Source organism: Pseudomonas sp., assembly GCF_050739935.1.
Taxonomy (GTDB): Bacteria; Pseudomonadota; Gammaproteobacteria; order Pseudomonadales; family Pseudomonadaceae; genus Aquipseudomonas.
In genome coordinates this window covers 1-23,122 of sequence record NZ_JBOICF010000055.1, presented here as the reverse complement: position 1 = coordinate 23,122, position 23,122 = coordinate 1, and the positions used below count along the sequence as shown (strand labels likewise).

General features: G+C 57.6%; 18 protein-coding genes. 10 read left to right on the top strand and 8 right to left on the bottom strand.

Going from position 1 to position 23,122, the window contains the following annotated elements:
* Positions 1–117: 117 nt before the first annotated feature.
* The 5 genes from def (at position 118) to ACRER8_RS09585 (ending at position 4,886) form a co-directional block, all read left to right on the top strand.
* Positions 118–624, top strand: a complete 507-nt coding sequence (gene def / locus ACRER8_RS09605) for a peptide deformylase (RefSeq protein WP_431746090.1) — start codon at positions 118–120, stop codon at positions 622–624.
* 125 nt (positions 625–749) lie between these two features.
* A complete protein-coding gene (fmt, locus tag ACRER8_RS09600; protein ID WP_431746089.1) occupies positions 750–1,724 on the top strand; it encodes a methionyl-tRNA formyltransferase in 975 nt (324 codons plus the stop codon).
* Positions 1,721–3,043, top strand: a complete 1,323-nt coding sequence (rsmB, locus tag ACRER8_RS09595) for a 16S rRNA (cytosine(967)-C(5))-methyltransferase RsmB (RefSeq protein ID WP_431746088.1) — start codon at positions 1,721–1,723, stop codon at positions 3,041–3,043. The genes fmt and rsmB overlap by 4 nt, the downstream gene beginning before the upstream one ends.
* A gap of 145 nt (positions 3,044–3,188) precedes the next feature.
* Complete coding sequence (gene trkA / locus ACRER8_RS09590) at positions 3,189–4,562, top strand: Trk system potassium transporter TrkA (RefSeq protein WP_431746087.1); 1,374 nt, start codon at positions 3,189–3,191, stop codon at positions 4,560–4,562.
* Between the two features lie 33 nt (positions 4,563–4,595).
* Positions 4,596–4,886, top strand: coding sequence for a tetratricopeptide repeat protein (locus ACRER8_RS09585; protein WP_431746098.1), 291 nt, complete (start codon positions 4,596–4,598; stop codon positions 4,884–4,886).
* 197 nt (positions 4,887–5,083) lie between these two features.
* Here the strand turns inward: ACRER8_RS09585 and ACRER8_RS09580 are convergent, their stop codons facing one another.
* Both ACRER8_RS09580 and ACRER8_RS09575 read right to left on the bottom strand, forming a co-directional pair.
* Positions 5,084–5,971: a lysophospholipid acyltransferase gene (locus ACRER8_RS09580; protein WP_431746086.1), complete on the bottom strand. Its 888-nt coding sequence runs from the start codon at positions 5,969–5,971 to the stop codon at positions 5,084–5,086.
* 241 nt (positions 5,972–6,212) lie between these two features.
* Positions 6,213–6,767, bottom strand: a complete 555-nt coding sequence (locus ACRER8_RS09575) for a DNA-3-methyladenine glycosylase I (protein WP_431746085.1) — start codon at positions 6,765–6,767, stop codon at positions 6,213–6,215.
* 82 nt (positions 6,768–6,849) lie between these two features.
* On the opposite strand from ACRER8_RS09575, the gene glyQ reads away from it, so the two are divergent.
* Genes glyQ through ACRER8_RS09555 form a run of 4 tightly spaced genes read left to right on the top strand, consistent with a single transcriptional unit; the run spans position 6,850 to position 11,243 of the window.
* Positions 6,850–7,797 carry a glycine--tRNA ligase subunit alpha gene (gene glyQ / locus ACRER8_RS09570; protein ID WP_081564596.1) on the top strand — a complete coding sequence of 316 codons (948 nt, stop codon included), beginning with the start codon at positions 6,850–6,852 and terminating at the stop codon, positions 7,795–7,797.
* Complete coding sequence (gene glyS / locus ACRER8_RS09565) at positions 7,794–9,848, top strand: glycine--tRNA ligase subunit beta (RefSeq protein ID WP_431746084.1); 2,055 nt, start codon at positions 7,794–7,796, stop codon at positions 9,846–9,848. Before glyQ ends, glyS begins: the two co-directional genes overlap by 4 nt.
* 16 nt (positions 9,849–9,864) lie before the next feature.
* Positions 9,865–10,416, top strand: coding sequence for a D-glycero-beta-D-manno-heptose 1,7-bisphosphate 7-phosphatase (gene gmhB / locus ACRER8_RS09560; protein ID WP_431746083.1), 552 nt, complete (start codon positions 9,865–9,867; stop codon positions 10,414–10,416).
* 56 nt (positions 10,417–10,472) lie between these two features.
* On the top strand, positions 10,473–11,243 hold the full coding sequence (locus ACRER8_RS09555) for a lysophospholipid acyltransferase family protein (RefSeq protein ID WP_431746082.1): 771 nt from the start codon (positions 10,473–10,475) through the stop codon (positions 11,241–11,243).
* A gap of 178 nt (positions 11,244–11,421) precedes the next feature.
* Here ACRER8_RS09555 and ACRER8_RS09550 read toward each other — a convergent pair whose 3' ends face one another.
* Entirely contained in the window at positions 11,422–12,615 is a 1,194-nt protein-coding gene (locus ACRER8_RS09550) for an MFS transporter (RefSeq protein ID WP_431746081.1), read from the bottom strand.
* 91 nt (positions 12,616–12,706) lie between these two features.
* Positions 12,707–15,349, bottom strand: coding sequence for an MGH1-like glycoside hydrolase domain-containing protein (locus tag ACRER8_RS09545; RefSeq protein ID WP_431746080.1), 2,643 nt, complete (start codon positions 15,347–15,349; stop codon positions 12,707–12,709).
* A gap of 272 nt (positions 15,350–15,621) precedes the next feature.
* Here ACRER8_RS09545 and ACRER8_RS09540 point away from each other — a divergent pair, with 272 nt between their 5' ends.
* Positions 15,622–16,746 carry an acyltransferase family protein gene (locus tag ACRER8_RS09540; RefSeq protein ID WP_431746079.1) on the top strand — a complete coding sequence of 375 codons (1,125 nt, stop codon included), beginning with the start codon at positions 15,622–15,624 and terminating at the stop codon, positions 16,744–16,746.
* A gap of 158 nt (positions 16,747–16,904) precedes the next feature.
* Here the strand turns inward: ACRER8_RS09540 and gyrB are convergent, their stop codons facing one another.
* Genes gyrB through dnaA form a run of 4 tightly spaced genes read right to left on the bottom strand, consistent with a single transcriptional unit; the run spans position 16,905 to position 23,117 of the window.
* Positions 16,905–19,322: a DNA topoisomerase (ATP-hydrolyzing) subunit B gene (gene gyrB, locus ACRER8_RS09535; protein ID WP_431746078.1), complete on the bottom strand. Its 2,418-nt coding sequence runs from the start codon at positions 19,320–19,322 to the stop codon at positions 16,905–16,907.
* Between the two features lie 2 nt (positions 19,323–19,324).
* The gene (gene recF, locus ACRER8_RS09530) at positions 19,325–20,428 is read right to left on the bottom strand and encodes a DNA replication/repair protein RecF (protein WP_431746077.1); all 1,104 of its coding nucleotides are present in this window, start codon (positions 20,426–20,428) and stop codon (positions 19,325–19,327) included.
* Between the two features lie 14 nt (positions 20,429–20,442).
* Positions 20,443–21,546 (bottom strand): DNA polymerase III subunit beta, encoded by a 1,104-nt coding sequence (gene dnaN, locus ACRER8_RS09525; protein WP_431746076.1) that lies wholly within the window; start codon positions 21,544–21,546, stop codon positions 20,443–20,445.
* Positions 21,547–21,581: 35 nt separating this feature from the next.
* Positions 21,582–23,117: a chromosomal replication initiator protein DnaA gene (gene dnaA / locus ACRER8_RS09520; protein ID WP_431746097.1), complete on the bottom strand. Its 1,536-nt coding sequence runs from the start codon at positions 23,115–23,117 to the stop codon at positions 21,582–21,584.
* Between the last annotated feature and the right edge of the window lie 5 nt (positions 23,118–23,122).

The following is a 23,122-nucleotide window of genomic DNA, read 5'->3' as shown; positions in this document are numbered from 1 at the left end:
CTTCGCGTGAAACATTGAGTCTTGCGAGACTTCGGTTTTACCAGGACTGCCCGCTTGTGACGTCCACAGCCTAGCAGCCGATTTTGACTTTACCCTACAAGTGCAGCTCTTACGTATATGGCCATTTTAAACATCCTCGAATTTCCCGATTCGCGCCTGCGCACCATCGCCAAGCCGGTGGTTGCCGTGGACGACGGCATTCGCCAGTTGGTCGACGACATGTTTGAAACCATGTACGAAGCGCCTGGCATTGGTCTGGCGGCGACGCAGGTTAACGTACACAAGCGCGTCGTTGTAATGGATCTCTCGGAAGATCGCAGCGAGCCCCGGGTTTTCATCAACCCTGAGCTTGAGCCGCTGACAGATGAGATGGATCAGTACCAGGAAGGCTGCCTGTCCGTTCCAGGTTTCTACGAAAACGTCGACCGCCCGCAAAGGGTCAAGGTCAAGGCGCTGGATCGTGACGGCCAGCCCTACGAACTGATTGCCGAAGGCCTGCTCGCGGTGTGCGTCCAGCACGAGTGCGATCACCTGAACGGCAAGCTGTTCGTTGACTACCTGTCTAATCTTAAGCGTGACCGGATCAAGAAAAAGCTGGAAAAGCTACATAAGCAGAACGCTTGATCCTTCCCCATTCGTAGGAGCGCGCTTGCCCGCGATAGCGTCGTGTCAGTCGATATGTATGTTGCAGATCGGCCGTAATCGCAGGCAAACGCGCTTCTACAGTCCTATTCCTCAACGAGAAGCCCATGACTGAGCCACTGCGCATCGTCTTCGCCGGCACCCCGGAATTCGCCGCCGAACACCTCAAAGCCCTGCTCGACAGCCCCTATGAAGTGATCGCGGTCTACACCCAGCCTGATCGCCCGGCGGGCCGTGGCCAAAAGCTGATGCCAAGCCCGGTCAAGCAACTCGCCCTGCAACACGACATCCCGGTGTTGCAGCCGCCGACCTTGCGTGCCCCAGAGGCGCAGGCCGAGCTCGCAGCGCTCAAGCCCGATCTGCTGGTGGTGGTCGCCTACGGTTTGATCCTGCCGCAGGTGGTGCTGGACATTCCCCGCCTGGGTTGTATCAACAGTCATGCCTCGCTACTGCCACGCTGGCGCGGTGCCGCGCCGATCCAGCGCGCGGTGCAGGCGGGCGATGCCGAAAGCGGCGTGACCGTGATGCGCATGGAAGCGGGGCTGGACACCGGCCCGATGCTGCTCAAGGTCACAACTCCAATCACCGCCGAAGACACTGGCGGCACACTGCATGATCGCCTGGCCGCGCTGGGCCCGGTTGCCGTGGTGCAGGCCATTGCCGGTCTGGCCGATGGCACGTTGATGGGTGAGGTGCAGGACGATAGCCTCGCTACCTACGCCCACAAGCTCAATAAGGACGAAGCGCGGATCGACTGGACGCGTCCAGCCGATGAACTGGAACGTCTGGTACGGGCTTTCAACCCTTGGCCGATCTGCCACACCACCCTAAATGGCGAAGCGCTGAAAGTACTGGCCGCGCAGGTCTCGGATGGCGAGGGTGAGCAGGGTACGATTCTCAGTAGCAGCAAAGATGGCCTGATCGTGGCCTGTGGACAAAACGCGCTGCGCCTCACTCGCCTGCAATTGCCCGGCGGCAAGCCATTGAATTTCTCCGACCTGTTCAATAGCCGCCGTGAGAAGTTCGCGACCGGGACTGTTCTTGGTCAATCCGGCGCCGATCAACCAGAGCAAGTGCAATGAACCCGCGTCTGGCCGCGGCCAAGGCCTTGGCTGCCGTACTTAGTGGCAAGGCCTCGCTGAACAGCTCGCTGCCGACGCAGCTGGACAAGGTTGACGATCGCGATCGTGGTCTGACTCAGGATCTGGCGTTTGGCACGGCGCGCTGGGAGCCCCGGCTGTCGGCGCTGGCCGCCAAGCTGCTGCAAAAACCTTTCAAGGCCGCTGACAACGATGTTCAGGCGTTGCTGCTGATCGGTCTGTATCAACTTTTTTATTCGCGCATTCCGGCCCACGCCGCCATCAGCGAAACCGTGGGTTGCGCCGACAAGCTTAAAAAACCCTGGGCCAAGGCGTTACTCAACGCGGTGCTGCGTCGCGCGCAACGTGAAGGCGAAGCGCTGCTGAGCGAGCTGGAGCATGACCCAGTGGTGCGCACCGCTCACCCTCGCTGGCTGCAAAAGGCGCTCAAGGCCACGTGGCCGGAGCAGTGGGAAGCGATCTGCGCAGCGAACAACGCGCACCCGCCGATGATTCTGCGGGTCAATCGCCGCCATAAAACTCGCGACCAATACCTTCAGTTGCTGCAAGAAGCAGGTATTGCCGCCGCTGCGAGTACGTTCAGCCAGGACGGCATCGTCTTGGCCGAACCGGCCGATGTCCGCTCGCTGCCGGGTTTCGCCGAAGGCTGGATCAGCGTGCAGGATGAAGCCGCGCAACTAGCCGCTGATCTACTGGAGCTGGCGCCGGGTCAACGGGTGCTGGACGCGTGCTGCGCGCCGGGTGGCAAGACCTGTCATTTGTTGGAAGTGCAGCCGGGGCTAGGCGGCGTGGTCGCGGTGGATCTGGAAGCCAAGCGCATGGTGCGGGTCAAGGAAAACCTCGACCGTCTGGGTCTGAGCGCCGAGCTGATTGCCGCCGACGCCCGCGCCACCGATCAGTGGTGGGATGGCAAGCCATTCCAGCGCATCCTTCTCGACGCGCCATGCTCGGCCACCGGCGTGATTCGTCGCCATCCAGACATCAAGCTTACGCGTCAGGCCGATGACATTCCGGCTCTCGCCACACTGCAAGGCGAACTGTTGGATGCGCTGTGGCCGACGCTGCAGGTCGGCGGGATGCTGCTGTACGCCACCTGCTCGACGTTGCCCACTGAGAACACCGAGGTGATCGACGCCTTTCTCGCCCGCACGCCGGGTGCGCGGGAGCTGGACATCGCAGGTCAACAAGGCAATCCACCACCCGGCTTGAAACAGCCACACGGTCGGCAGTTGCTGCCACAGGAAGGCGGGCATGATGGGTTTTATTACGCGAAGCTGATCAAGATCGCGGCGAGTGCATAAACGCCTCGCCCCTGTAAGAGCCGGCTTGCTGGCGAAGGCGTCGGGTCAGACATATCAATGCTGACTGAAACACCGCATTCGCCAGCAAGCTGGCTCCTACAAGGGTCTGCATTGAGGCACGATCTACATTCCAAGGAGAGGCTGATTGAAAATCATCATTCTCGGTGCAGGACAGGTTGGCGGCTCGCTGGCTGAGCATCTGGCCAGCGAAGCCAATGACATCACCGTGGTGGACACCGATCCGGATCGTCTGCGCGCGCTGGGTGATCGTCTGGATATCCGCACCATCCAGGGCCGTGGGTCGTTCCCCACTGTGCTGCGTCAGGCAGGCGCCGATGACGCTGACATGCTGGTCGCAGTCACCAGTAGCGACGAAACCAACATGGTCGCCTGCCAAGTCGCCTACACCCTGTTCCACACCCCGACCAAGATCGCCCGCGTGCGCGAATCCGCGTACCTGACCCGCGCCGGGCTGTTCGACAACGACGCCATTCCGGTGGACGTGCTGATCAGCCCCGAGCAGGTCGTCACCAACTACATCAAGCGCCTGATCGAATACCCAAGCTCTCTGCAGGTCATCGACTTCGCTGAAGGCAAAGTGCAGTTGGTGGCAGTGAGGGCCTACTACGGTGGAACCCTGGTAGGCCAGCAACTGCGTCAATTGCGCACGCACATGCCCAATGTCGATACCCGCGTGGCCGCTATCTTCCGCCGCGATCGTCCGATCATTCCGCAAGGCGATACAGTCATCGAAGCGGACGACGAAGTCTTTTTCATCGCCGCCAAAGCGGATATTCGTGCGGTGATGGGCGAAATGCGGCGTCTGGACCGAAGCAATAAACGCATCGTCATCGCGGGTGGCGGCCAGATCGGTGAACGGCTGGCTGAGGCCATCGAAAACCGTTACCAGGTGAAAATCATCGAAATGAACCCGGCGCGCTGTCGCTATTTGTCGGACACCCTCAACAACACGGTCATCCTGCAAGGCAGCTCATCGGACCGCGACCTGCTGATGGAAGAGAACATCGACAATGCCGACCTGTTCCTGGCCCTGACCAACGATGACGAAGCCAACATCATGTCCTCGCTGCTGGCCAAACGGTTGGGCGCGAAAAAGGTCATGACCATCATCAACAACCCGGCCTATGTGGATCTGGTCCAAGGGGGAGAGATCGACATCGCGGTCAGCCCGCAGTTGGCAACCATCGGCACCTTGCTGGCTCATGTGCGTCGCGGTGATATCGTCAGCGTTCACTCATTGCGTCGAGGGGCAGCGGAAGCCATCGAGATCGTGGCGCACGGCGACGCCAAGTCGAGCAAGGTGATTGGCAAGGCGATCATGCATATCAACCTGCCACCCGGCACCACCATCGGTGCGATCACCCGAGCCGACCAGGTGCTCATCGCTCATGACAGCACGGTCATCGAGTCCGGCGACCACGTGATCATGTTCCTTGTGGATAAAAAGCATATCCGCGACGTGGAGCGGCTGTTTCAGGTGGGATTGAGCTTTTTCTGACGGAGAATTCGCGTGCTTGAATCACTGGAAAAGATGCTCGCCAAGGGCATGGACAACGCCTTACTGCGCTTCGGTCTGGGCAAGGGCTATCTGGATGCCGGGGATGATGCCCGTGCGGTCGAACACTTGCAGCGCTGTGTCGAATTCGACCCCAAGTATTCGGCGGCGTGGAAGTTGCTCGGCAAGGCATGGCTGGCCGCAGGGGACCGGGCACAGGCTCGGCAAGCTTGGGAGCAGGGCATTCAGGCTGCCGTAGGTCATGGCGACAAACAGGCCGAGAAAGAGATGACAGTGTTTTTGAGGAAGCTGGAGCGGCAGGCCTGAATAACGCAACCGGAGCCGAGTGATGGTTTCGCAAACGCCGGGATGACCTGTGGGAGCGAATTTATTCGCGAAAGGCCGGTTCAGGCGATGCATCTCCATCGCATGACCCGTTTTTTCGCGAATGAATTCGCTCCCACAGGGGAATTATATTTACCTAACGCCAGCGCGGCCGTTAGCAGCGGCAGCGTTAACCAGACTCAATACCAGCGCTTCTCCCCCTCAGGCCGCTTCTTGAAGCGCTTCATGGTCCACATGTACTGGCTCGGATACGCCCGCACATACTTCTCCACCACCTTGCTCATCGCCGCCGCCGAGGTTTCGGTGTCGGTGCTGTACATGTCTTCGGGTGCCGCTTCGAGGACCACTTTGTAACCCGAGCCATCTTCAAGACGCATCGCATGCAGGAATACACCCATCGCTTTGCCACCAGCCAGCATGTTCGGCACGAATTTGCTGGTCAGCGCCATCGTTCCGCAGAAGGGCACGAAAATCCCTGCGGACTCCGCCGGTTCCGGGTCGGCTGGGATGCCCACCGAACCGCCTTTGCGCACTTCCTTGATGACACTCAGAATGCCTTCCTTGGTCGATGCCGCCACGCGGTTGCCCAACTGCACGCGCTGTTTACGCAGCAATTCATCCACAGCCTTGAGCTTGGGTGGGCGATAGAAAATGATCGGTTTGCACTGGCTGCAATAGAAATGGTTGAGCACTTCCCAGTTGCCCAGGTGGCTGGTGATGCCGACCACGCCTTTGCCGGACGCCAGCGCGTCCTTAAGCACCTGCAGGCCTTCGACTTCGCGCACCAGATTGATCGATTTCTGAGCGGGCCAGATCCAGGCGCAGGCGCTTTCGGTCAGCGTCTTGCCGATGTCCATCAGGCTGCGACCGACCAATGCCTCAAGCTCGGCGGGGTTCAGCTCGGGAAAACATTTGGACAGGTTGATACGCGCGACTTCGCGAGAACGATTGGGCAGCTTCCACATCAGCCAGCCGATACCGGTGCCAACCCATTGCACGGCGCGCCACGGCAACAGGGCAAACAGCCGCAACGCCCCGACCATCATGGCGCCTTTGAACTTATCCACAGATCACTCCTGAATCGATGAGGCGGGCATTGTAACCATTCGGCATTAAACGTTCGCCCAACCATCTGCGTTTGCCATTCCGAACTCGATGAAACGCCCTGTGGGAGCGAATTTATTCGCGAAAATATGTCAGGCGAAAGGGATACATCGACTCGCCGCCAATCACGAATAAATTCGCCCTCACAGGGGAACGTGTTTGCAGCGCGACAGTGCGGCGCGAGCGCTCCCAGAGGTGTATCGCTCAGGACTTGACCAACTGTGCATATCGATCGCAATCGACGGTATGGTCCATCACCATCCCGGTGGCCTGCATGTAGGCATAGCAAATGGTTGGCCCGACAAATGTGAAACCGGCTTTCTTCAAGGCTTTGCTCATCGCTTCGGCCTCGGGGGTGATGGCCGGGACTTCGCTGCGGTCCTTGAAATGGTTGACCTTGGGTTTGCCACCGACGAAGGACCAGACGAAGGCAACAGGGTCTTCCAGACGCAGCCATGCCTGGGCATTCTTGCGCGCGCCATTGAGTTTGAGGCGATTGCGAACGATGCCCGGTTCAAGCATCAGTTCCTCGATTTCGCTGTCGGTCATGGCGGCAATCCGGCGCACGTCGAAGTCGTACATCACCTCTCGGTAACGTGCGCGTTTTTTCAAAATGGTGATCCACGACAGGCCGGCCTGGAACCCTTCGAGCAATAGAAACTCGAACAGCATCTGCGCGTCGCGCAACGGCACACCCCACTCTTGATCGTGGTAGTCCATATAAAGCGGATCTTCGTTGCACCAAAAGCAGCGTGGCATAGGGCTCCCAAGGGTGGAGGCGCGGCCGAATCGGGTATACTCCCGCTCTTTAAATCGCAGCCCCCCAGTACAGGTGAATTTCGTGAGCCAGCCTACGCCAGCCGTGCGTACCTTCCAAGACTTGATCCTCGCCCTCCAGCAATACTGGGCTGAGCAAGGTTGTGTGGTACTTCAGCCCTACGATATGGAAGTGGGCGCCGGCACTTTCCACACCGCCACGTTTCTGCGCGCCGTCGGCCCGGAAACCTGGAACGCCGCCTACGTACAACCGAGCCGTCGTCCTACCGATGGCCGTTATGGCGAGAACCCCAACCGCCTGCAGCACTACTATCAGTTCCAGGTGGTTCTCAAACCAAACCCTGACAACTTCCAGGAGCTGTATCTGGGTTCGCTAAAACATGTCGGCCTCGACCCGCTTGTTCACGACGTACGCTTCGTCGAAGACAACTGGGAATCGCCAACCTTGGGCGCCTGGGGCCTGGGTTGGGAAATCTGGCTCAATGGCATGGAAGTTTCGCAATTTACCTATTTCCAGCAAGTCGGCGGCATCGAGTGCTACCCGGTCACCGGCGAGATCACCTACGGTCTCGAACGTCTGGCGATGTACCTGCAAGGCGTTGAATCGGTCTACGACCTGGTCTGGACCGACGGCCCGTTCGGCAAAGTGACCTACGGCGATGTGTTCCACCAGAACGAAGTGGAGCAATCGACCTACAACTTCGAGCATGCCAACGTCGAGAAGCTGTTCGAACTGTTCGACTTCTATGAAAGCGAAGCCGTGCGCCTGATTGCAGCCGAATTGCCGCTGCCGAGCTACGAAATGGTCCTCAAGGCCTCCCACACTTTCAACCTGCTGGATGCCCGCCGCGCGATTTCCGTGACTGCGCGTCAGCAGTACATCCTGCGCGTACGCACCCTGGCTCGCTCTGTAGCCCAGGCGTACCTGATGGCCCGGGCCAAGCTTGGCTTCCCGATGGCCGCACCCGATATTCGCGACGAAGTGTTGGCTAAGCTGGAGGCTGCACAATGAGTGCTCAAGATTTCCTGGTTGAATTGGGCACCGAAGAACTGCCACCCAAAGCATTGAACACCCTGGCCGACGCGTTTCTGGCCGGTATCGAAAAAGGCCTGCAGGCAGCCGGTCTGACCTACAGCGCCAAGCAGGTATATGCAGCGCCGCGTCGTCTGGCAGTGCTGATCACCGAACTGGCGACTCAGCAGCCGGACCGCAGCGTCAATCTGGACGGCCCGCCACGGCAGGCTGCGTTCGACGCCGACGGCAATCCGACTCAAGCAGCGCTGGGCTTCGCCAAGAAGTGCGGCGTCGATCTGAGCGAAATCGATCAGAGCGGCCCCAAACTGCGCTATAGCCAGAGCATCGCCGGCAAGCCGACCGCGAGTCTCTTGCCAACCATCATCGAAGATTCGCTCAACGACTTGCCGATCCCGAAGCGCATGCGCTGGGGTGCGCGCAAGGAAGAGTTCGTGCGTCCCACCCAATGGCTGGTAATGCTGTTCGGCGATCAAGTGATCGACTGCACCATCCTCGCGCAAACGGCTGGTCGTGAGTCCCGTGGCCACCGTTTCCACCATCCGGAAAATGTGCGCATTTCCTCGCCGGCCAACTACGCCAGCGACCTGCGCGCGGCCCACGTTCTGGCTGACTTCAACGAGCGCCGTCAGTTGATCAGCAAGCGTGTCGAAGAGCTGGCAACTCAGTATGAAGGTACCGCGATCGTGCCACCTGCGCTGCTCGACGAAGTAACCGCGCTGGTCGAATGGCCTGTGCCGCTGGTGTGCTCGTTCGAAGAGCGTTTCCTCGAAGTGCCGCAGGAAGCCCTGATCACCACCATGCAGGACAACCAGAAGTATTTCTGCCTGCTGGATGCCGACGGCAAGTTGCTGCCGCGCTTCATCACCGTGGCCAACGTCGAGAGCAAGGACCCGTCGCAGATCGTATTGGGTAACGAGAAAGTCGTTCGTCCACGTCTGACCGACGCCGAGTTCTTCTTCAAGCAGGACAAAAAGCAGAAGCTGGAAACCTTCAACCAGCGTCTGCAAAACGTTGTGTTTCAAGCGCAACTGGGCACCGTATTCGACAAGGCCGAGCGCGTTTCCAAACTGGCCGCATTTATCGCTCCGCGCATTGGCGGCGACGCTCAGCGCGCGGGCCGTGCAGGTCTGCTGTCCAAGTGCGATCTGGCGACCGAGATGGTCGGTGAATTCCCTGAGATGCAGGGCGTGGCGGGTTACTACTACGCGCTGGCGGACGGCGAGCCGGAAGACGTCGCTCTGGCGCTGAACGAGCAGTACATGCCGCGCGGCGCTGGCGCTGAACTGCCAAGCACCCTGACCGGTGCTGCCGTAGCCATCGCCGACAAGCTCGACACCCTGGTCGGCATCTTTGGCATCGGCATGTTGCCAACCGGCAGCAAGGATCCGTACGCACTGCGTCGTGCAGCACTGGGCATCCTGCGGATTCTGATCGAGAAGAAACTGGACCTGGATCTGATCAAAACCGTGCAGTTCGCGGTCGCTCAGTTCGGTGCCAAGGTCAAGCCTGCCGGCCTGCCTGAGCAAGTGCTGGAGTTCATCTTCGACCGCCTGCGTGCGCGTTATGAAGACGAAGGCGTCGACGTTTCGGTCTACCTGTCGGTGCGCGCCCTGCAACCGGGTTCGGCACTGGACTTCGACCAGCGCGTGCAAGCCGTTCAAGCTTTCCGCAAGTTGCCTGAGGCCGCTGCGCTGGCCGCCGTCAACAAGCGCGTCTCGAACCTGCTGGGCAAGGCCGAGGGCAGTATTGCCCAGACCGTGGAGCCCAAGTATTTCGACAACTCCAACGAGTTCTCGCTGTACTCGGCGATTCAGCAGGCAGACCAGGCCGTGGCGCCTATGTCGGCCAACCGTCAGTACAACGAAGCGCTGGCTCGTCTGGCAGCGCTGCGCGAACCTGTGGATGCTTTCTTCGAGGCCGTGATGGTCAATGCCGAAGATGCCAGCGTGCGCGCCAACCGTTATGCGTTGCTGGCACGTTTGCGCAATCTGTTTCTCGGCGTGGCCGACATTTCCTTGTTGAGCTGATGTCGGAGCGCGTGATTTGAAGCTGCTGATTCTCGATCGGGACGGGGTGATCAACGAAGACTCCGACGCTTACATCAAGTCGGTGCAGGAGTGGATTCCGATCCCCGGCTCGATCGAGGCGATCGCGCAACTGAGCAAGGCCGGCTGGACGGTGGCGGTCGCTACTAACCAGTCGGGCATTGCTCGCGGTTATTACGACCTGGCTACTCTGAACGCCATGCACGCGCGTTTGCGTGAGCTGGTGGCGGAGCAGGGCGGCGAGGTCGGTCTGATTGTTCACTGTCCCCATGGTCCGGATCAGGGCTGCGATTGCCGCAAGCCCAAGCCGGGCATGTTGCGCACCATTGCCAGCCATTACGCCGTGGATTTGCGCGGAATCTGGTTTGTCGGTGACAGCAAGGGTGACCTAGAGGCTGCGGTGGCCGTCGACTCTCAACCTGTTCTGGTCATGACGGGCAAAGGTCACAAGACGCGGAGTACGCCATTGCCCGCGGGGACGTTGATTTTTGACGATCTGGCGGCGGTTGCCGCAGAACTTATCCACAACAGCGCCTCGTTGAACGGCTGACCGGTCGTTCAACGGCACGCTCAATTCGGGCACTGCCCGTAACGGTAAAAGCAGCTATGTCGATAGTGCAGGCCATCAGGATCTTCATCTTTTACCTGCTGCTGGGCACCACTGCCCTGCTGTGGTGTTCGCTGAGTTTCTTCATTGCGCCTTTCCTGCCTTTCCGCATTCGTTATCGCTTCATCAACGTTTATTGGTGTCGCTGTGCGGTCTGGCTGACGAAGGTGTTCCTCAACATCAAGGTCAATGTCACAGGCCAGGAGAACGTGCCGAAGACGCCTTGCGTGATCGTTTCCAATCACCAGAGCACTTGGGAGACCTTCTTCCTGTCGGCACATTTTCAGCCGTTGAGTCAGGTGCTCAAGCGTGAATTGCTGTACGTCCCATTCTTCGGTTGGGCAATGGCGATGCTTCGACCCATCGCCATTGACCGCAACAACCCGAAAGCCGCACTTAAGGTAGTGGCGAAGAAGGGTGATGAATTGCTCAAGGATGGCGTTTGGGTACTGATCTTTCCTGAAGGAACGCGTGTGCCTTACGGCCAGATCGGCAAGTTCTCACGCAGCGGTTCGGCCATGGCGGTGAACGCTGAACTGCCAGTTCTGCCAATCGCTCACAACGCGGGCCGTTACTGGCCGAAAGAAGGCTGGGGTAAAAAGCCGGGAACCATCGAGGTGGTCATTGGCGAACCGATGTATGCAGAGGGTTCAGGCCCACGTGCCATCGCCGCGCTCAATGACCGCGTATCTGCCTGGAACGAAGCGACGCAACGCGCTCTCGGTTCTCCCGTTGTACCTGTAGCCACACCGCAAAAATCCCCGGTGTGAATTGTGGATAACCTGTGCACCAAATGTGTGAGATTTTTGAGAATCCTCGGTAACTCGTTAATTTAATTACTTATTTCCGACTGCGATTATCGAACCAAAAACGTGCATAAGTTTTTCTGACCAGCTATTTTTTTGCGCTGAAAACATCGGTCTTGAGCCTCCCGGGCCAAGACCGATTTCATTTCCAAGCAGTTCGTTTCTGCCCTGATATCCACAGATTGCATAGCGCCGCCATCCCGATCAGCACCAGCCCGCCCAACGCCGCCGCGACGAAGCCCATCGCGGGCGAAAGACTGTCGATGGCGAAGCCTACGAGGGGCATGGATAGCGTCTGACCCATCCGGTTCGCCGAATCCTGCAACCCCATGACCTGGCCTCGCACGCGGGCTGGCGCAAGGTCGGCCACAGCTTCGGAACTCGCTGCCAAGGTCGGCGTACACAGCAGGTTCGTCGGCAACAACGCCAGCAACAGCCACCACCAGACCTGATGGAAATATACGACCGGTAGAAGCAACAGGCTCATGGTCACAGCCAGTCGAGTCAGCGACCAGGATCTGTGAACAATACCGTGGACGAAACCACCGGCAATCGAGGCGATGGACATGGCTGCAATGACATAGCCGGTGTAAGCGATCTCCCCGTTTTCGCGCAACACCGCAATTAATGCCAACTCAGTACCGAAAAGCACAAACAATGCGCCTGCGCTGACCAGCAGCACTCCGATCAGACGAGCGTTTAGCCACTCGCGCAATTTCAAGTGCACCGGGTCAGTGTCGTTGGCGACTTCATCGACATTGCGTATTGGCCAATTCAAGAGATACAGCGCAACGTAGGACAACGCCCGCCACACACCGATACCTACCAGCGTTGCGGTGGCCGAATAGGTGGTGATCAGCAGGATGCCGATGGCGGGCGTGATAACGAAGGAGAGCTCCATCAACATGGTGTTCAGCGAATAGGCCGGGCGTCGCTGATCTTCGGGGACGAGGCTGGCGACGAACTGCCTTGAGAGCGAACCCGTCGGTATCGTGAACACGCCTGCGGCAAACGCCAATGCGACGAAGAAGGCGTAATTCACCAGCGGCAGCAGCACCCAGGCGATGGTGGATAATGCTCCGCAGATCGCGACAACCGGGCGCAGGCCGTGACGGTCCATCATGCGTCCCAACAAAGGGGAGCCCACCGCGAACCCCAATGCAGTGGCTGTACCTACCAGGCCAGCATCGAAGTAACTGCGCCCCATATCGTTAAGCACATGCAGGCTGAGCGTGAGGGTCATAATTGTCAGCGGCAAACCGGCGACGAACATGAAAAACGTGGCTGGCAGCACTTGAGGGATCGCCAGCACTTTCTGATATTTACGAAACGACATCCGGCAACAGCTCCTTGGCCTGTCTCTGTCCTTATGCGGGGAGGCCGGTCGCTGATACAGCCAAACCGGTCCCCGTAAGCAACCCGCGATTCTAGTCTTTCGGTTGAAGCAGAAGGGCCACCAAAGCACTCCATCCGGTTTGATGCGAGGCCCCGAGGCCACGACCGTTTTCACCGTGGAAGTATTCGTGAAACAACACTAGATCCCGGCTCTCTGGATCTATTTCAAGCTGAGGATAACCGGCCATGGAAGGTCGATTGCCTTGCTCATTGCGTAGGAAAAGTCTGTTTATGCGATAGCTGAGTCCGTCAGCCACTTCTTCAAGAGAAGCCAGATAACCTGAGCCGCTGGGGTATTCCACGGAAAAGTTCTCGTCGTAATAGCGATGAAACTCGCGCAGTGATTCGATAAGCATGTAATTGAGCGGCATCCACACCGGCCCGCGCCAGTTGGAGTTGCCCCCGAACAGCCGAGAGCTTGATTCCGCCGGCTCGTAATCCGCCGACAACGTATTGCCGTTGATCTGCATGCTGAACAGGGCCTCGCCATAGTAGCGCGACAACGAACGCACGCCGTATGGAGAAAGAAACTCGCTGTCATCAAGCATGCGCTTGATCAGATCTTTGGTGCGTTGGCCGCGCAACAGCGCCAGCAGCAGACGGTTGCCTTTGCCCGGCTCGGTCCAGCGCGAAACCAGCGCTGCCAGATCAGGCCGGTGATGGAGGAATGCCAGCAAGCGTTCACGCAGATCCTTGAGCCCTTCATGTTCGCGCTGCTCCAGTACACGAACAGCAAACAGCGGAATCAAGCCCACGAACGAGCGCAGCTTGACCGACTCGCGTTTGCCGTCCGGACGATGCAGCACGTCGTAGAAAAATCCGTCCTCATCATTCCATAGCCCTTCGACTTCATCCTGGTCGACTTCGTTGATTGCGCCGGCGATATAAAGGAAGTGCTCGAAGAACTTCACCGCAATATCAACATACACCTCATTGTGCTGCGCAAGTTCCAGGGCAACACGCATCAGGTCCAGCGCGTAACCGGCAACCCAGGCCGTGCCGTCTGCTTGATCGAGTCGATAACCGGGGGCGAGGGCGGCCGAACGGTCGAACAGGCCGATGTTGTCCAGGCCCAGAAAGCCGCCCTGAAAGATGTTATGGCCTTCAGCGTCCTTGCGATTGACCCACCATGAGAAATTCAACAGTAGCTTGTGAAAAACTCGCTCAAGAAAGACCACATCGCCGTGACCTTTTTGTGCCTTTTCCATCTGATAGACACGCCATGATGCCCACGCATGCACCGGCGGGTTAGCGTCGTCGAAGCGCCATTCGTACGCCGGCAACTGGCCGTTGGGATGCATGAAGCGATCCTTCACCAACAGCAGCAGCTGGTCCTTGGCGAAATCGATGTCGATCAAGGCGAACGCAACGGCCTGGAACGCGACATCCCAGGAGGCGTACCACGGGTATTCCCATTTATCCGGCATCGAAACGATGTCGAAATTGTATAGATGTCGCCACTGGTTATTGCGGATGTGCGAACGCTCGGCGGGCAAAGGAGGCAGCCCGGGATCACCTTCGAGCCATGCTTTGACATCGAAGTAATACAGCTGCTTTGACCAGAGCAACCCGGCCAGCGCCTGACGCTGAACATTGCGCGCGTCGGCGTCTTCTAGATTGCGCTGCAAGGCGCCGTAGAACTCATCTGCCTCGTTGCGCCTTTGTTCGAACAGTGCCCTGGCATTCACATGCGCAGAACCGGCAGGAGCGAAACGCAGATAAACCACTCGCGAGGCATTGCCTTCAAGCGTCATCGCAAAATGCGCTGCCACCTTGGTTCCCGAATTGTGACGAATCGCGTCGGCGTTGCCGGCCAGAAGCCAATCATTGATGCCATCCTTGAACGGCCCGGTGCTTGGCTTACCGAACAGCTTCGGCGTGTTGGTGCGGTTCTCGCAAAACACCCACTCGCAAGGCTCATGCCCCCACGCTGTGGCTTCCCTTGCTGACTGCGACGGATGCAGTGCCGTGACCCGGTTATCCACAAGCGAGAGGGCAGGGTGTTCGATGTCCGCTCCCCAGCTCCAGATATCCCGCGCCCACAATTGCGGAAGTACATGCAGGCGTGCCGAACGGTCCGAGCGATTGACCACCGTTACCCGCATGAATATGTCGTCCGGCGTGTGCTTGGCGTACTCAATGCTCACGTCGAAATAATGGTTGTCGTTGAAGACGCCGGTATCGAGTACTTCGTATTCCGGGTCGTCCAGGCTGCGGCGCGCGTTCTCCTCGACCAAATCGCTATAGGGAAACGCCGCATGCGGGTACTTGTAGAGCATGCGCATGTAGGCGTGACTCGGCACACCGTCGACATGGAAGTACAGCTCCTTGACGTCTTCTCCGTGATTGCCTTCAGCATTATTAAGGCCGAATAGCCGTTCCTTGAGAATGGTGTCTCGCTCGTTCCACAGCGCCAATCCGAGACACCAGTGCTGCGCCTTGTCCGAGAACCCGGCCAGTCCGTCCTCGCCCCAGCGATACACCCGACTGCGCGCATGATCGTGAGGAAAATAATCCCACGCATCACCGCCGGCGCTGTAGTCCTCACGCACCGTGCCCCATTGACGATCGCTGAGGTACGGCCCCCATTCGCGCCATTGCGCAGATGCTTCGCCTTCAAGTCGTAAACCTTCGGTGGTTTGCTGCAATGTCGCGTAGGCAGAGTCGGCAGGCATATTCACTTCCAGAAATAACAGTGTCGGAACGGCTGGATAACCGAAGCGATCAGCAAAAAATCTATGACATCCCGGCTGCGGTCAAATTTTTGGCAACCAGGTTATTCACCGTCCGATTAGCGTTGGCAATTAGACGTCGTATATGGCCGGTGTATGGTTTCAACGTCAGGCTCAACTGGAACCGTTTCGTATTGGGCGTCGTTTTCGGACGCAAAGCACTACAGCGGTGAACGGATCGAAATGTGGTTGCCCTGACTGTGGGCGGAGGCGGTATGAATACATTGGATGAGCTGGCGTCCACACGAAATAATCACTTCAACCTGATCAGAATGCTCGCCGCTATAGCCGTGCTAATTTCGCACAGTTATCCATTGACGCAAGGTTTCAGTGCCGTCGAACCTTTATCCGGCTGGCTTGGCTTTTCATTAGGCGAACTGGCCGTTATTACTTTTTTCTGCATATCGGGCTTCTTCATTTCTCTGAGCTTTGATCGCGCATCCAGTAGCCTCGACTTTTTCTCGGCGCGCTTCTTGCGCATTTATCCGGGACTGACGGTTGTGCTGCTGTTAAGCGCGTTTCTGATCGGCCCGCTCTTTACGACACTCGACCCTGCGGAATATTTTCGCTCGGACGGAATTTACCGCTACCTGAGCGACAACCTGATGCTGTTCAGCATATCGTTCCAGTTGCCTGGGCTTTTTCAGGACAACCCTTGGCCTGGGATCAACGGTTCACTGTGGACGCTGTGCTACGAAGTCACGCTATACCTTTTGGTGGGTGGCTTGGGCCTCTGTGGCTTCTATACGCGACGCCGTCGATTCGCCGGGTTTTTGCTCGTATACGCCATCGCTTACGCTTTCGCCCATGCCGCGTTTAAGGACGTTGTTGCGAATACTGCGGTATTGGGAGACATGAATCTCGGGCAGCTCTTCAGCTGGAGCTTCCCGTTCGTGCTCGGTATGTCGTTGTATCGTTATCGAAAGTACATACCGCATCGCTTCGTTTGGTTCCTGCCGCTCGCGGCACTGGCGGGTTGGTCGTATCACACGCCGTACTTCTTCGAGTGTTTCGTTCTCGCTTGGACCTGCCTTATTTTTTATCTGGGGTTCGCCACCAACAGCCTGATCGAGCGCTACAACCGGTTGGGCGATTACTCGTATGGCGTCTACATTTATGCCTTTCCGGTACAGGAAATTCTTGCGCATCAGCTCAAGGGCATCGGGCCGATCAGCATGATGCTGTTGGCTTTTCCGATTGTTTTGATCACGGCGATGTTCTCTTGGCATTGCATCGAGAAGCCGGCGATGTCGAAGCGACGCGGATTCGCAGCATACATAGCCAACTCATACAACGGCATCAAGGCGTATTGCGCCGGGACGGGCAAGGGCGCAGCGTAAACGCAGAAACCGGATGGTTCGTACTGGCGATGGCGGCTTAGGCGTAGCGCCAAAGGTCACCGGCCACTCCGTTTTTTCCGATAGGCCAACCGAATGAAAAAAACCCCGGACGCTGTTCAATGCGCTCGGGGTTTTGTTCTTTCAGCGGACGAGAACCATTAGAAATCCAGGTTCGATACCGCCAGCGCGTTGGCCTCGATAAAGTCGCGGCGCGGCTCCACAGCGTCCCCCATCAGCGTGTTGAAGATCTGATCGGCAGCGATCGCATCTTCGATGGTGACCTTCAACATGCGACGCACGGAAGGGTCCATCGTGGTTTCCCACAGCTGATCCGGGTTCATTTCGCCCAGACCTTTGTATCGCTGAATGGTGTGGCGCTTGGTGCTTTCAGCCATGAGCCAGGCGAGGGCTTCCTTGAACTCGGTGACAGGCTTCTTGCGTTCGCCACGTTGTACGTAGGCACCTTCTTCGAGCAGGGTACTGATTTGCAGCCCGAGCGCGGTAACGGTCTTGTAGTCGTTACTGCCGAAGAAGTCGCGGTTGAACGTGACGTAGTTGGACAGGCCGTGGGAGATCAGCTCGACCTCTGGCAGCCAGACATTACGCTCACGATCTTCGCGCAGGCTAGCCTTGTAGACCAGACCCGACTTTTCGCCGACACGCAGACGCTCGTCGAACTTGGCCAGCCAATCTTGCATGGCGCCATGATCCGAAAGCTGCTCCATCGACACCGGAGGCAGATACACGAAGTGCTCGGTCAGCTCCTGCGGATACAAGCGTGACAGGCGCTTGAGGGTCTTCATGACCATGCGGAAGTCGTTCACCAGCTTCTCCAGCGCTGGGCCGGAAATACCTGGGGCCGACTCGTTCAAGTGCAGGCTTGCGTCTTCAAGGGCCGACTGCGTCATATATTCTTCCATGGCGTCGTCGTCTTTGATGTACTGCTCTTGCTTGCCTTTTTTAACCTTGTATAGCGGTGGCTGAGCGATGTAGATGTAGCCACGCTCGACCAACTCTGGCAACTGACGGAAGAAGAAGGTCAGCAGCAGGGTGCGGATGTGCGAACCGTCGACGTCAGCGTCGGTCATGATGATGATGTTGTGATAGCGCAACTTGTCGATGTTGTACTCGTCGCGACCAATGCCACAACCCAGCGCGGTGATCAAGGTGCCGACTTCCTGAGAGGAAATCATCTTGTCGAAGCGCGCTTTTTCAACGTTCAGGATCTTACCCTTGAGTGGCAGAATGGCCTGAGTCTTCCGATTACGACCCTGCTTGGCGGAACCACCAGCAGAGTCACCTTCCACTAGATAAAGTTCGGAAAGGGCAGGGTCTTTCTCTTGGCAGTCAGCCAGCTTGCCGGGCAGACCGGCGATATCCAGCGCACCTTTACGACGAGTCATTTCACGCGCTTTACGGGCCGCTTCGCGCGCACGTGCTGCGTCGATCATCTTGCCAACAACGGCTTTGGCTTCGTTCGGATTTTCCAGCAGGAAGTCTGAGAAGTATTTACCCATCTCTTGCTCAACCGCAGTCTTTACTTCTGAAGAAACCAGCTTGTCCTTGGTTTGCGAGCTGAACTTCGGATCCGGCACTTTCACCGAAATGATCGCAGTCAAACCTTCACGAGCGTCGTCGCCGGTGGTCGCGACTTTGTGTTTCTTCGCCAGACCTTCTTGCTCGATGTAGTTATTCAGGTTACGCGTCAGCGCGGAACGGAAGCCCACCAAGTGAGTACCGCCGTCGCGCTGAGGAATGTTGTTGGTGAAGCACAACAGGTTCTCGTTGAAGCTGTCGTTCCACTGCAGAGCGATCTCGACGCCTACACCATCATCACGCTGGATGTTGAAGTGGAACACCTGGTTGACTGGGGTCTTGTTGGTGTTCAGGTATTCAACGAAAGCCCGCAGGCCGCCCTCGTATTTGAACAGCTCTTCCTTGCCGCTGCGCTCGTCCTTAAGGACGATACCGACACCGGAGTTAAGAAAAGACAATTCGCGAATCCGCTTGGCCAGGATGTCCCAGCTGAAATGGATATTCTTGAAGGTTTCGGCCGATGGCTTGAAGTGAATCTCGGTACCAGTGGTATCACTCTCACCCACGATTTTCATCGGCTCTTGAGGTACACCATGAACGTAGGTCTGCTCCCAGATTTTACCGCTGCGGCGAACGGTCAGATTCAGTTCTTCTGACAGCGCGTTCACGACCGACACACCTACACCGTGGAGACCGCCGGATACTTTGTAAGAGTTGTCGTCAAATTTTCCGCCAGCGTGCAGGACGGTCATGATGACTTCAGCTGCAGAAACGCCTTCTTCTTTATGCACATCGACCGGAATGCCGCGACCGTTGTCGCGCACAGTGATGGATTCGTCCGGATGAATGATGATGCTGATATCGTCGCAATGGCCAGCCAAGGCTTCGTCGATAGAGTTATCCACCACCTCAAACACCATGTGGTGAAGACCACTGCCATCGTCCGTATCGCCGATGTACATACCGGGACGCTTGCGTACGGCATCAAGTCCTTTCAGCACTTTAATGCTGGACGAGTCGTACGTTTGATTTTCGCTCATGTTCACTCCCGATGATCGTGGGTCTGGGTGATACTGCCGTGTTCCACGTGGAACAAAGCAACTGGCGTTTCCGTCTGCCAGCCTTCCCTCAACAATTCATGATCTACACAGGTGATAAAAACCTGGCAGCGTAGTTCTTGCAGCAAGCGGCAAAGTGCGCTGCGGTGATGCTCGTCGAGCTCCGATGGCAGATCGTCGACGAGATAAATACATTGGCCGCGGCGAGCCTGGCTGACCAAGTGCCCTTGGGCGATACGCAATGCACAGACCACCAGTTTCTGTTGGCCACGAGAAAGAATATCTGCCGCATTGTGGCCGCTGAGCCTTAATCGTAAGTCGGCACGCTGTGGACCCGCCTGAGTGTGGCCGATCTGCTGATCACGATAGAGAGAAGAGGCAAGCACAGTGCTCAAGTCTTTTTCTTTATCCCAGCCGCGGTAATAACTGAGAGTCAAACCTTCAAGCTGTACAAGTTCGCTCAAGGTTTGCTCGAATACCGGCTTCAGCGCTTTGATATAAGCCCGGCGAAACTCATCGATTTCGTCACTTGCCAGACATAACTCGCGATCCCAGGCGGCCTGCGAAGCGACGTCAAGTGTACCATGCCGAAGCCATGAGTTCCGCTGCCGCAGGGCCTTCTGCAAACGCTGCCATGTAGCCATGAAACGAGGTTCCACGTGGAACACTCCCCAATCCAGAAACTGCCGACGGATCTTCGGCGCTCCCTCAAGCAAGCGAAAACTGTCTGGATTGATCAATTGCAGCGGAAGCGTCTCCGCCAGCTGAGCTGCGCTTTTGGCATTTTGTCCGTCGATTCGAATCTGGAAATCGCCTTGACGATCTCTTGAAATCCCGAGATTACTCGTGCCGCCTTCAGCAAGCTCGACCTGACCGAAAACCGTGCACGCAGGTTGCTCGTATTGAATGACAGGCTGCAGGCGGACGCTTCGGAAAGAACGGGCAAGCCCAAGCAAATGTATGGCTTCCAGGACACTGGTTTTCCCACTGCCATTGGCGCCATAAAGAATATTGATGCGAGGAGAGGGAGAAAAGGTCACCGGATGCAGATTGCGCACCCCGGTGACCGAGACGCGACTGAGAGACATTTAACGGCTGCTGATTACAGGCGCATCGGCATGACAACGTATGCCGAATCGTCGTTACCGGATTCCTGTACCAGCGCACTGCTGTTGGAGTCGGAAAGAATCAAGCGTACCTGCTCAGTGGTCATCACGCCGAGAACGTCAAGCAGATAGCTGACGTTGAAGCCGATCTCCAACGATCCACCGTTGTAATCGACGCCGATTTCTTCCTCTGCCTCTTCCTGCTCAGGGTTGTTCGCCTGAATCTTCAACTGCCCGCTAGCCAGCTGCAGGCGGATGCCACGGTATTTTTCATTGGACAGAATCGCGGTACGGCTGAACGCTTCGCGCAGAGCCTGACGGTCGCCGACGACCAGTTTGTCGCCGCCTTTTGGCAGCACCCGCTCATAGTCCGGGAACTTGCCGTCAACCAGCTTGGATGTGAAGGTGAATTCACCCGTGGTTGCTCGGATGTGGTGCTGACCCAGAACGATGCTAACCAAGCCGTCTTGCTCGGTCAGCAGACGCGCGAGTTCCAGAATACCTTTGCGTGGAACGATTACCTGATGACGATCGGGCTGTTCGATTTCGGCAGCCATCGAACACATTGCCAGGCGGTGGCCGTCTGTAGCAACAGCGCGCAGAATGCCCGACTGTACTTCGATCAGCATGCCGTTGAGGTAGTAGCGAACATCCTGTTGGGCCATGGCGAAACTTGTGCGTTCGATCAAGCGGCGCAGCTTGCTCTGGACCAGATTGAACGTCAGCGAGCCTGGGCCTTCTTCCACCGTAGGGAAATCGTTGGCGGGCAGAGTCGAGAGCGTAAAGCGGCTGCGGCCGGCTTTGACGACCAGTTTCTGTTCGTCCAGCTTGATGTCGATCAGCGCGTCATTTGGCAGGCTCTTGCAGATGTCCATCAGCTTGCGCGCGGGTACAGTGATTTCGCCTGGCTCTGCCGGCTCTTCCAGCTGCACGCGACCAACCAGCTCGACTTCAAGGTCGGTACCGGTCAAGGACAACTGCTGGCCTTCGACGACCAGCAGCACGTTAGACAGAACCGGCAAGGTCTGGCGGCGTTCTACAACGCCGGCGACCAGTTGCAGGGGTTTCAACAGGGCTTCGCGTTGAATGGTGAAATGCATGGTCTAGTCCCTTGCCTTGATAAGCTGCGCTGGCATTACGTAGTCAAAGTACGCAGCAGGTTCTTGTAGTCCTCGCGGATATCCGCGTCGGATTCTTTAAGTTCGTTGATCTTGCGGCATGCATGAAGCACGGTCGTGTGGTCACGCCCGCCAAACACGTCACCGATCTCCGGCAGACTGTGGTTGGTCAGTTCCTTGGACAACGCCATCGCTACCTGTCGCGGTCGCGCAACCGATCTCGAACGACGTTTCGATAAAAGGTCGGAGATCTTGATCTTGTAATACTCAGCGACCGTCCGCTGAATGTTATCCACGCTCACCAACTTGTCTTGCAGCGCCAGGAGATCCTTGAGCGATTCGCGAATCAGCTCGATGGTTATGTCACGCCCCATGAAGTGCGAATGGGCGATGACACGCTTGAGCGCACCCTCGAGCTCACGCACGTTGGACCGGATACGCTGGGCGATGAAGAACGCAGCATCATGAGGAAGCTCGACCTTCGCCTGATCCGCTTTCTTCATGAGAATCGCCACGCGCGTCTCAAGCTCGGGCGGCTCGACAGCTACGGTAAGCCCCCAGCCGAAACGCGACTTCAGACGTTCTTCAAGACCCTCGATTTCCTTAGGATAGCGATCGCTGGTCAAGATGACCTGCTGCCCACCTTCGAGCAACGCATTGAAGGTGTGGAAAAACTCTTCCTGCGAACGCTCCTTGCGCGCGAAAAACTGAATATCGTCGATTAGCAGCGCGTCGACCGAGCGGTAGAAGCGCTTGAACTCGTTGATGGCGTTCAGCTGCAGTGCCTTGACCATGTCCGCGACGAAACGCTCCGAGTGCAGATAGACCACTTTGGCATTCGGGTTTTTCTTGAGCAGGTGGTTACCCACAGCGTGCATCAAGTGAGTCTTACCCAGACCTACGCCTCCATAAAGGAAGAGCGGGTTGTAGCCATGCTTCGGATTGTCCGCTACCTGCCACGCTGCCGCACGCGCCAGCTGGTTGGATTTACCTTCGACAAAATTCTCGAACGTGAAAGTACGGTTCAGGTAACTGGTGTGCTTGAGCGCGCCCTCTACCTGAACATTGCGCTGCTCAGCGCGCGCCGGAGCCTGCTGAGAGCTCGCTCCCGCCATCGGATCGAAGCTGGCGCGCGAAGGCTCGTCATCGACGTCAAGAGTGGCTTGCACGACCGGGGCCGGAGCTGAAGTCGGTTCAGCCACGGGCGTAGGTGATGGCACGTTATTGCTAGCGGTGTTCTGTGCGGCCTGGGAAGCAGCGGCTGCAGCGGCCAATGGTGCGTTCGGCGCCGCACGCGGAGCGGAGCTACGTTTGCTACCTATTAATAAGGCAAGAGCAGGCGCGATGCCTTGGCCATGCTCGCCCAATAATTCGAGAAGGCGGCCCAGGTACTTTTCATTTACCCAGTCGAGCACGAACCGATTGGGCGCATAGACACGCAACTCGTCGCCTTCGGCTTCGACCTGTAGCGGACGGATCCAGGTGTTGAATTGCTGGGCAGGCAGCTCATCGCGCAAAAGCTCCACGCACTGCTGCCAAAGTTCCACTGACACGGATA

What these genes read in the sequence shown, in the direction of transcription:
- rsmB (WP_431746088.1), top strand. Translation starts at nt 1,721, where the DNA reads ATGAACCCGCGTCTGGCCGCGGCCAAGGCCTTGGCTGCCGTACTTAGT.
- fmt (WP_431746089.1), top strand. Translation starts at nt 750, where the DNA reads ATGACTGAGCCACTGCGCATCGTCTTCGCCGGCACCCCGGAATTCGCC.
- dnaN (WP_431746076.1), bottom strand. Translation starts at nt 21,546, where the DNA reads ATGCATTTCACCATTCAACGCGAAGCCCTGTTGAAACCCCTGCAACTG.
- ACRER8_RS09575 (WP_431746085.1), bottom strand. Translation starts at nt 6,767, where the DNA reads ATGCCACGCTGCTTTTGGTGCAACGAAGATCCGCTTTATATGGACTAC.
- ACRER8_RS09540 (WP_431746079.1), top strand. Translation starts at nt 15,622, where the DNA reads ATGAATACATTGGATGAGCTGGCGTCCACACGAAATAATCACTTCAAC.
- ACRER8_RS09545 (WP_431746080.1), bottom strand. Translation starts at nt 15,349, where the DNA reads ATGCCTGCCGACTCTGCCTACGCGACATTGCAGCAAACCACCGAAGGT.
- recF (WP_431746077.1), bottom strand. Translation starts at nt 20,428, where the DNA reads ATGTCTCTCAGTCGCGTCTCGGTCACCGGGGTGCGCAATCTGCATCCG.
- def (WP_431746090.1), top strand. Translation starts at nt 118, where the DNA reads ATGGCCATTTTAAACATCCTCGAATTTCCCGATTCGCGCCTGCGCACC.
- ACRER8_RS09550 (WP_431746081.1), bottom strand. Translation starts at nt 12,615, where the DNA reads ATGTCGTTTCGTAAATATCAGAAAGTGCTGGCGATCCCTCAAGTGCTG.
- gyrB (WP_431746078.1), bottom strand. Translation starts at nt 19,322, where the DNA reads ATGAGCGAAAATCAAACGTACGACTCGTCCAGCATTAAAGTGCTGAAA.
- ACRER8_RS09555 (WP_431746082.1), top strand. Translation starts at nt 10,473, where the DNA reads ATGTCGATAGTGCAGGCCATCAGGATCTTCATCTTTTACCTGCTGCTG.
- ACRER8_RS09585 (WP_431746098.1), top strand. Translation starts at nt 4,596, where the DNA reads ATGCTCGCCAAGGGCATGGACAACGCCTTACTGCGCTTCGGTCTGGGC.
- glyS (WP_431746084.1), top strand. Translation starts at nt 7,794, where the DNA reads ATGAGTGCTCAAGATTTCCTGGTTGAATTGGGCACCGAAGAACTGCCA.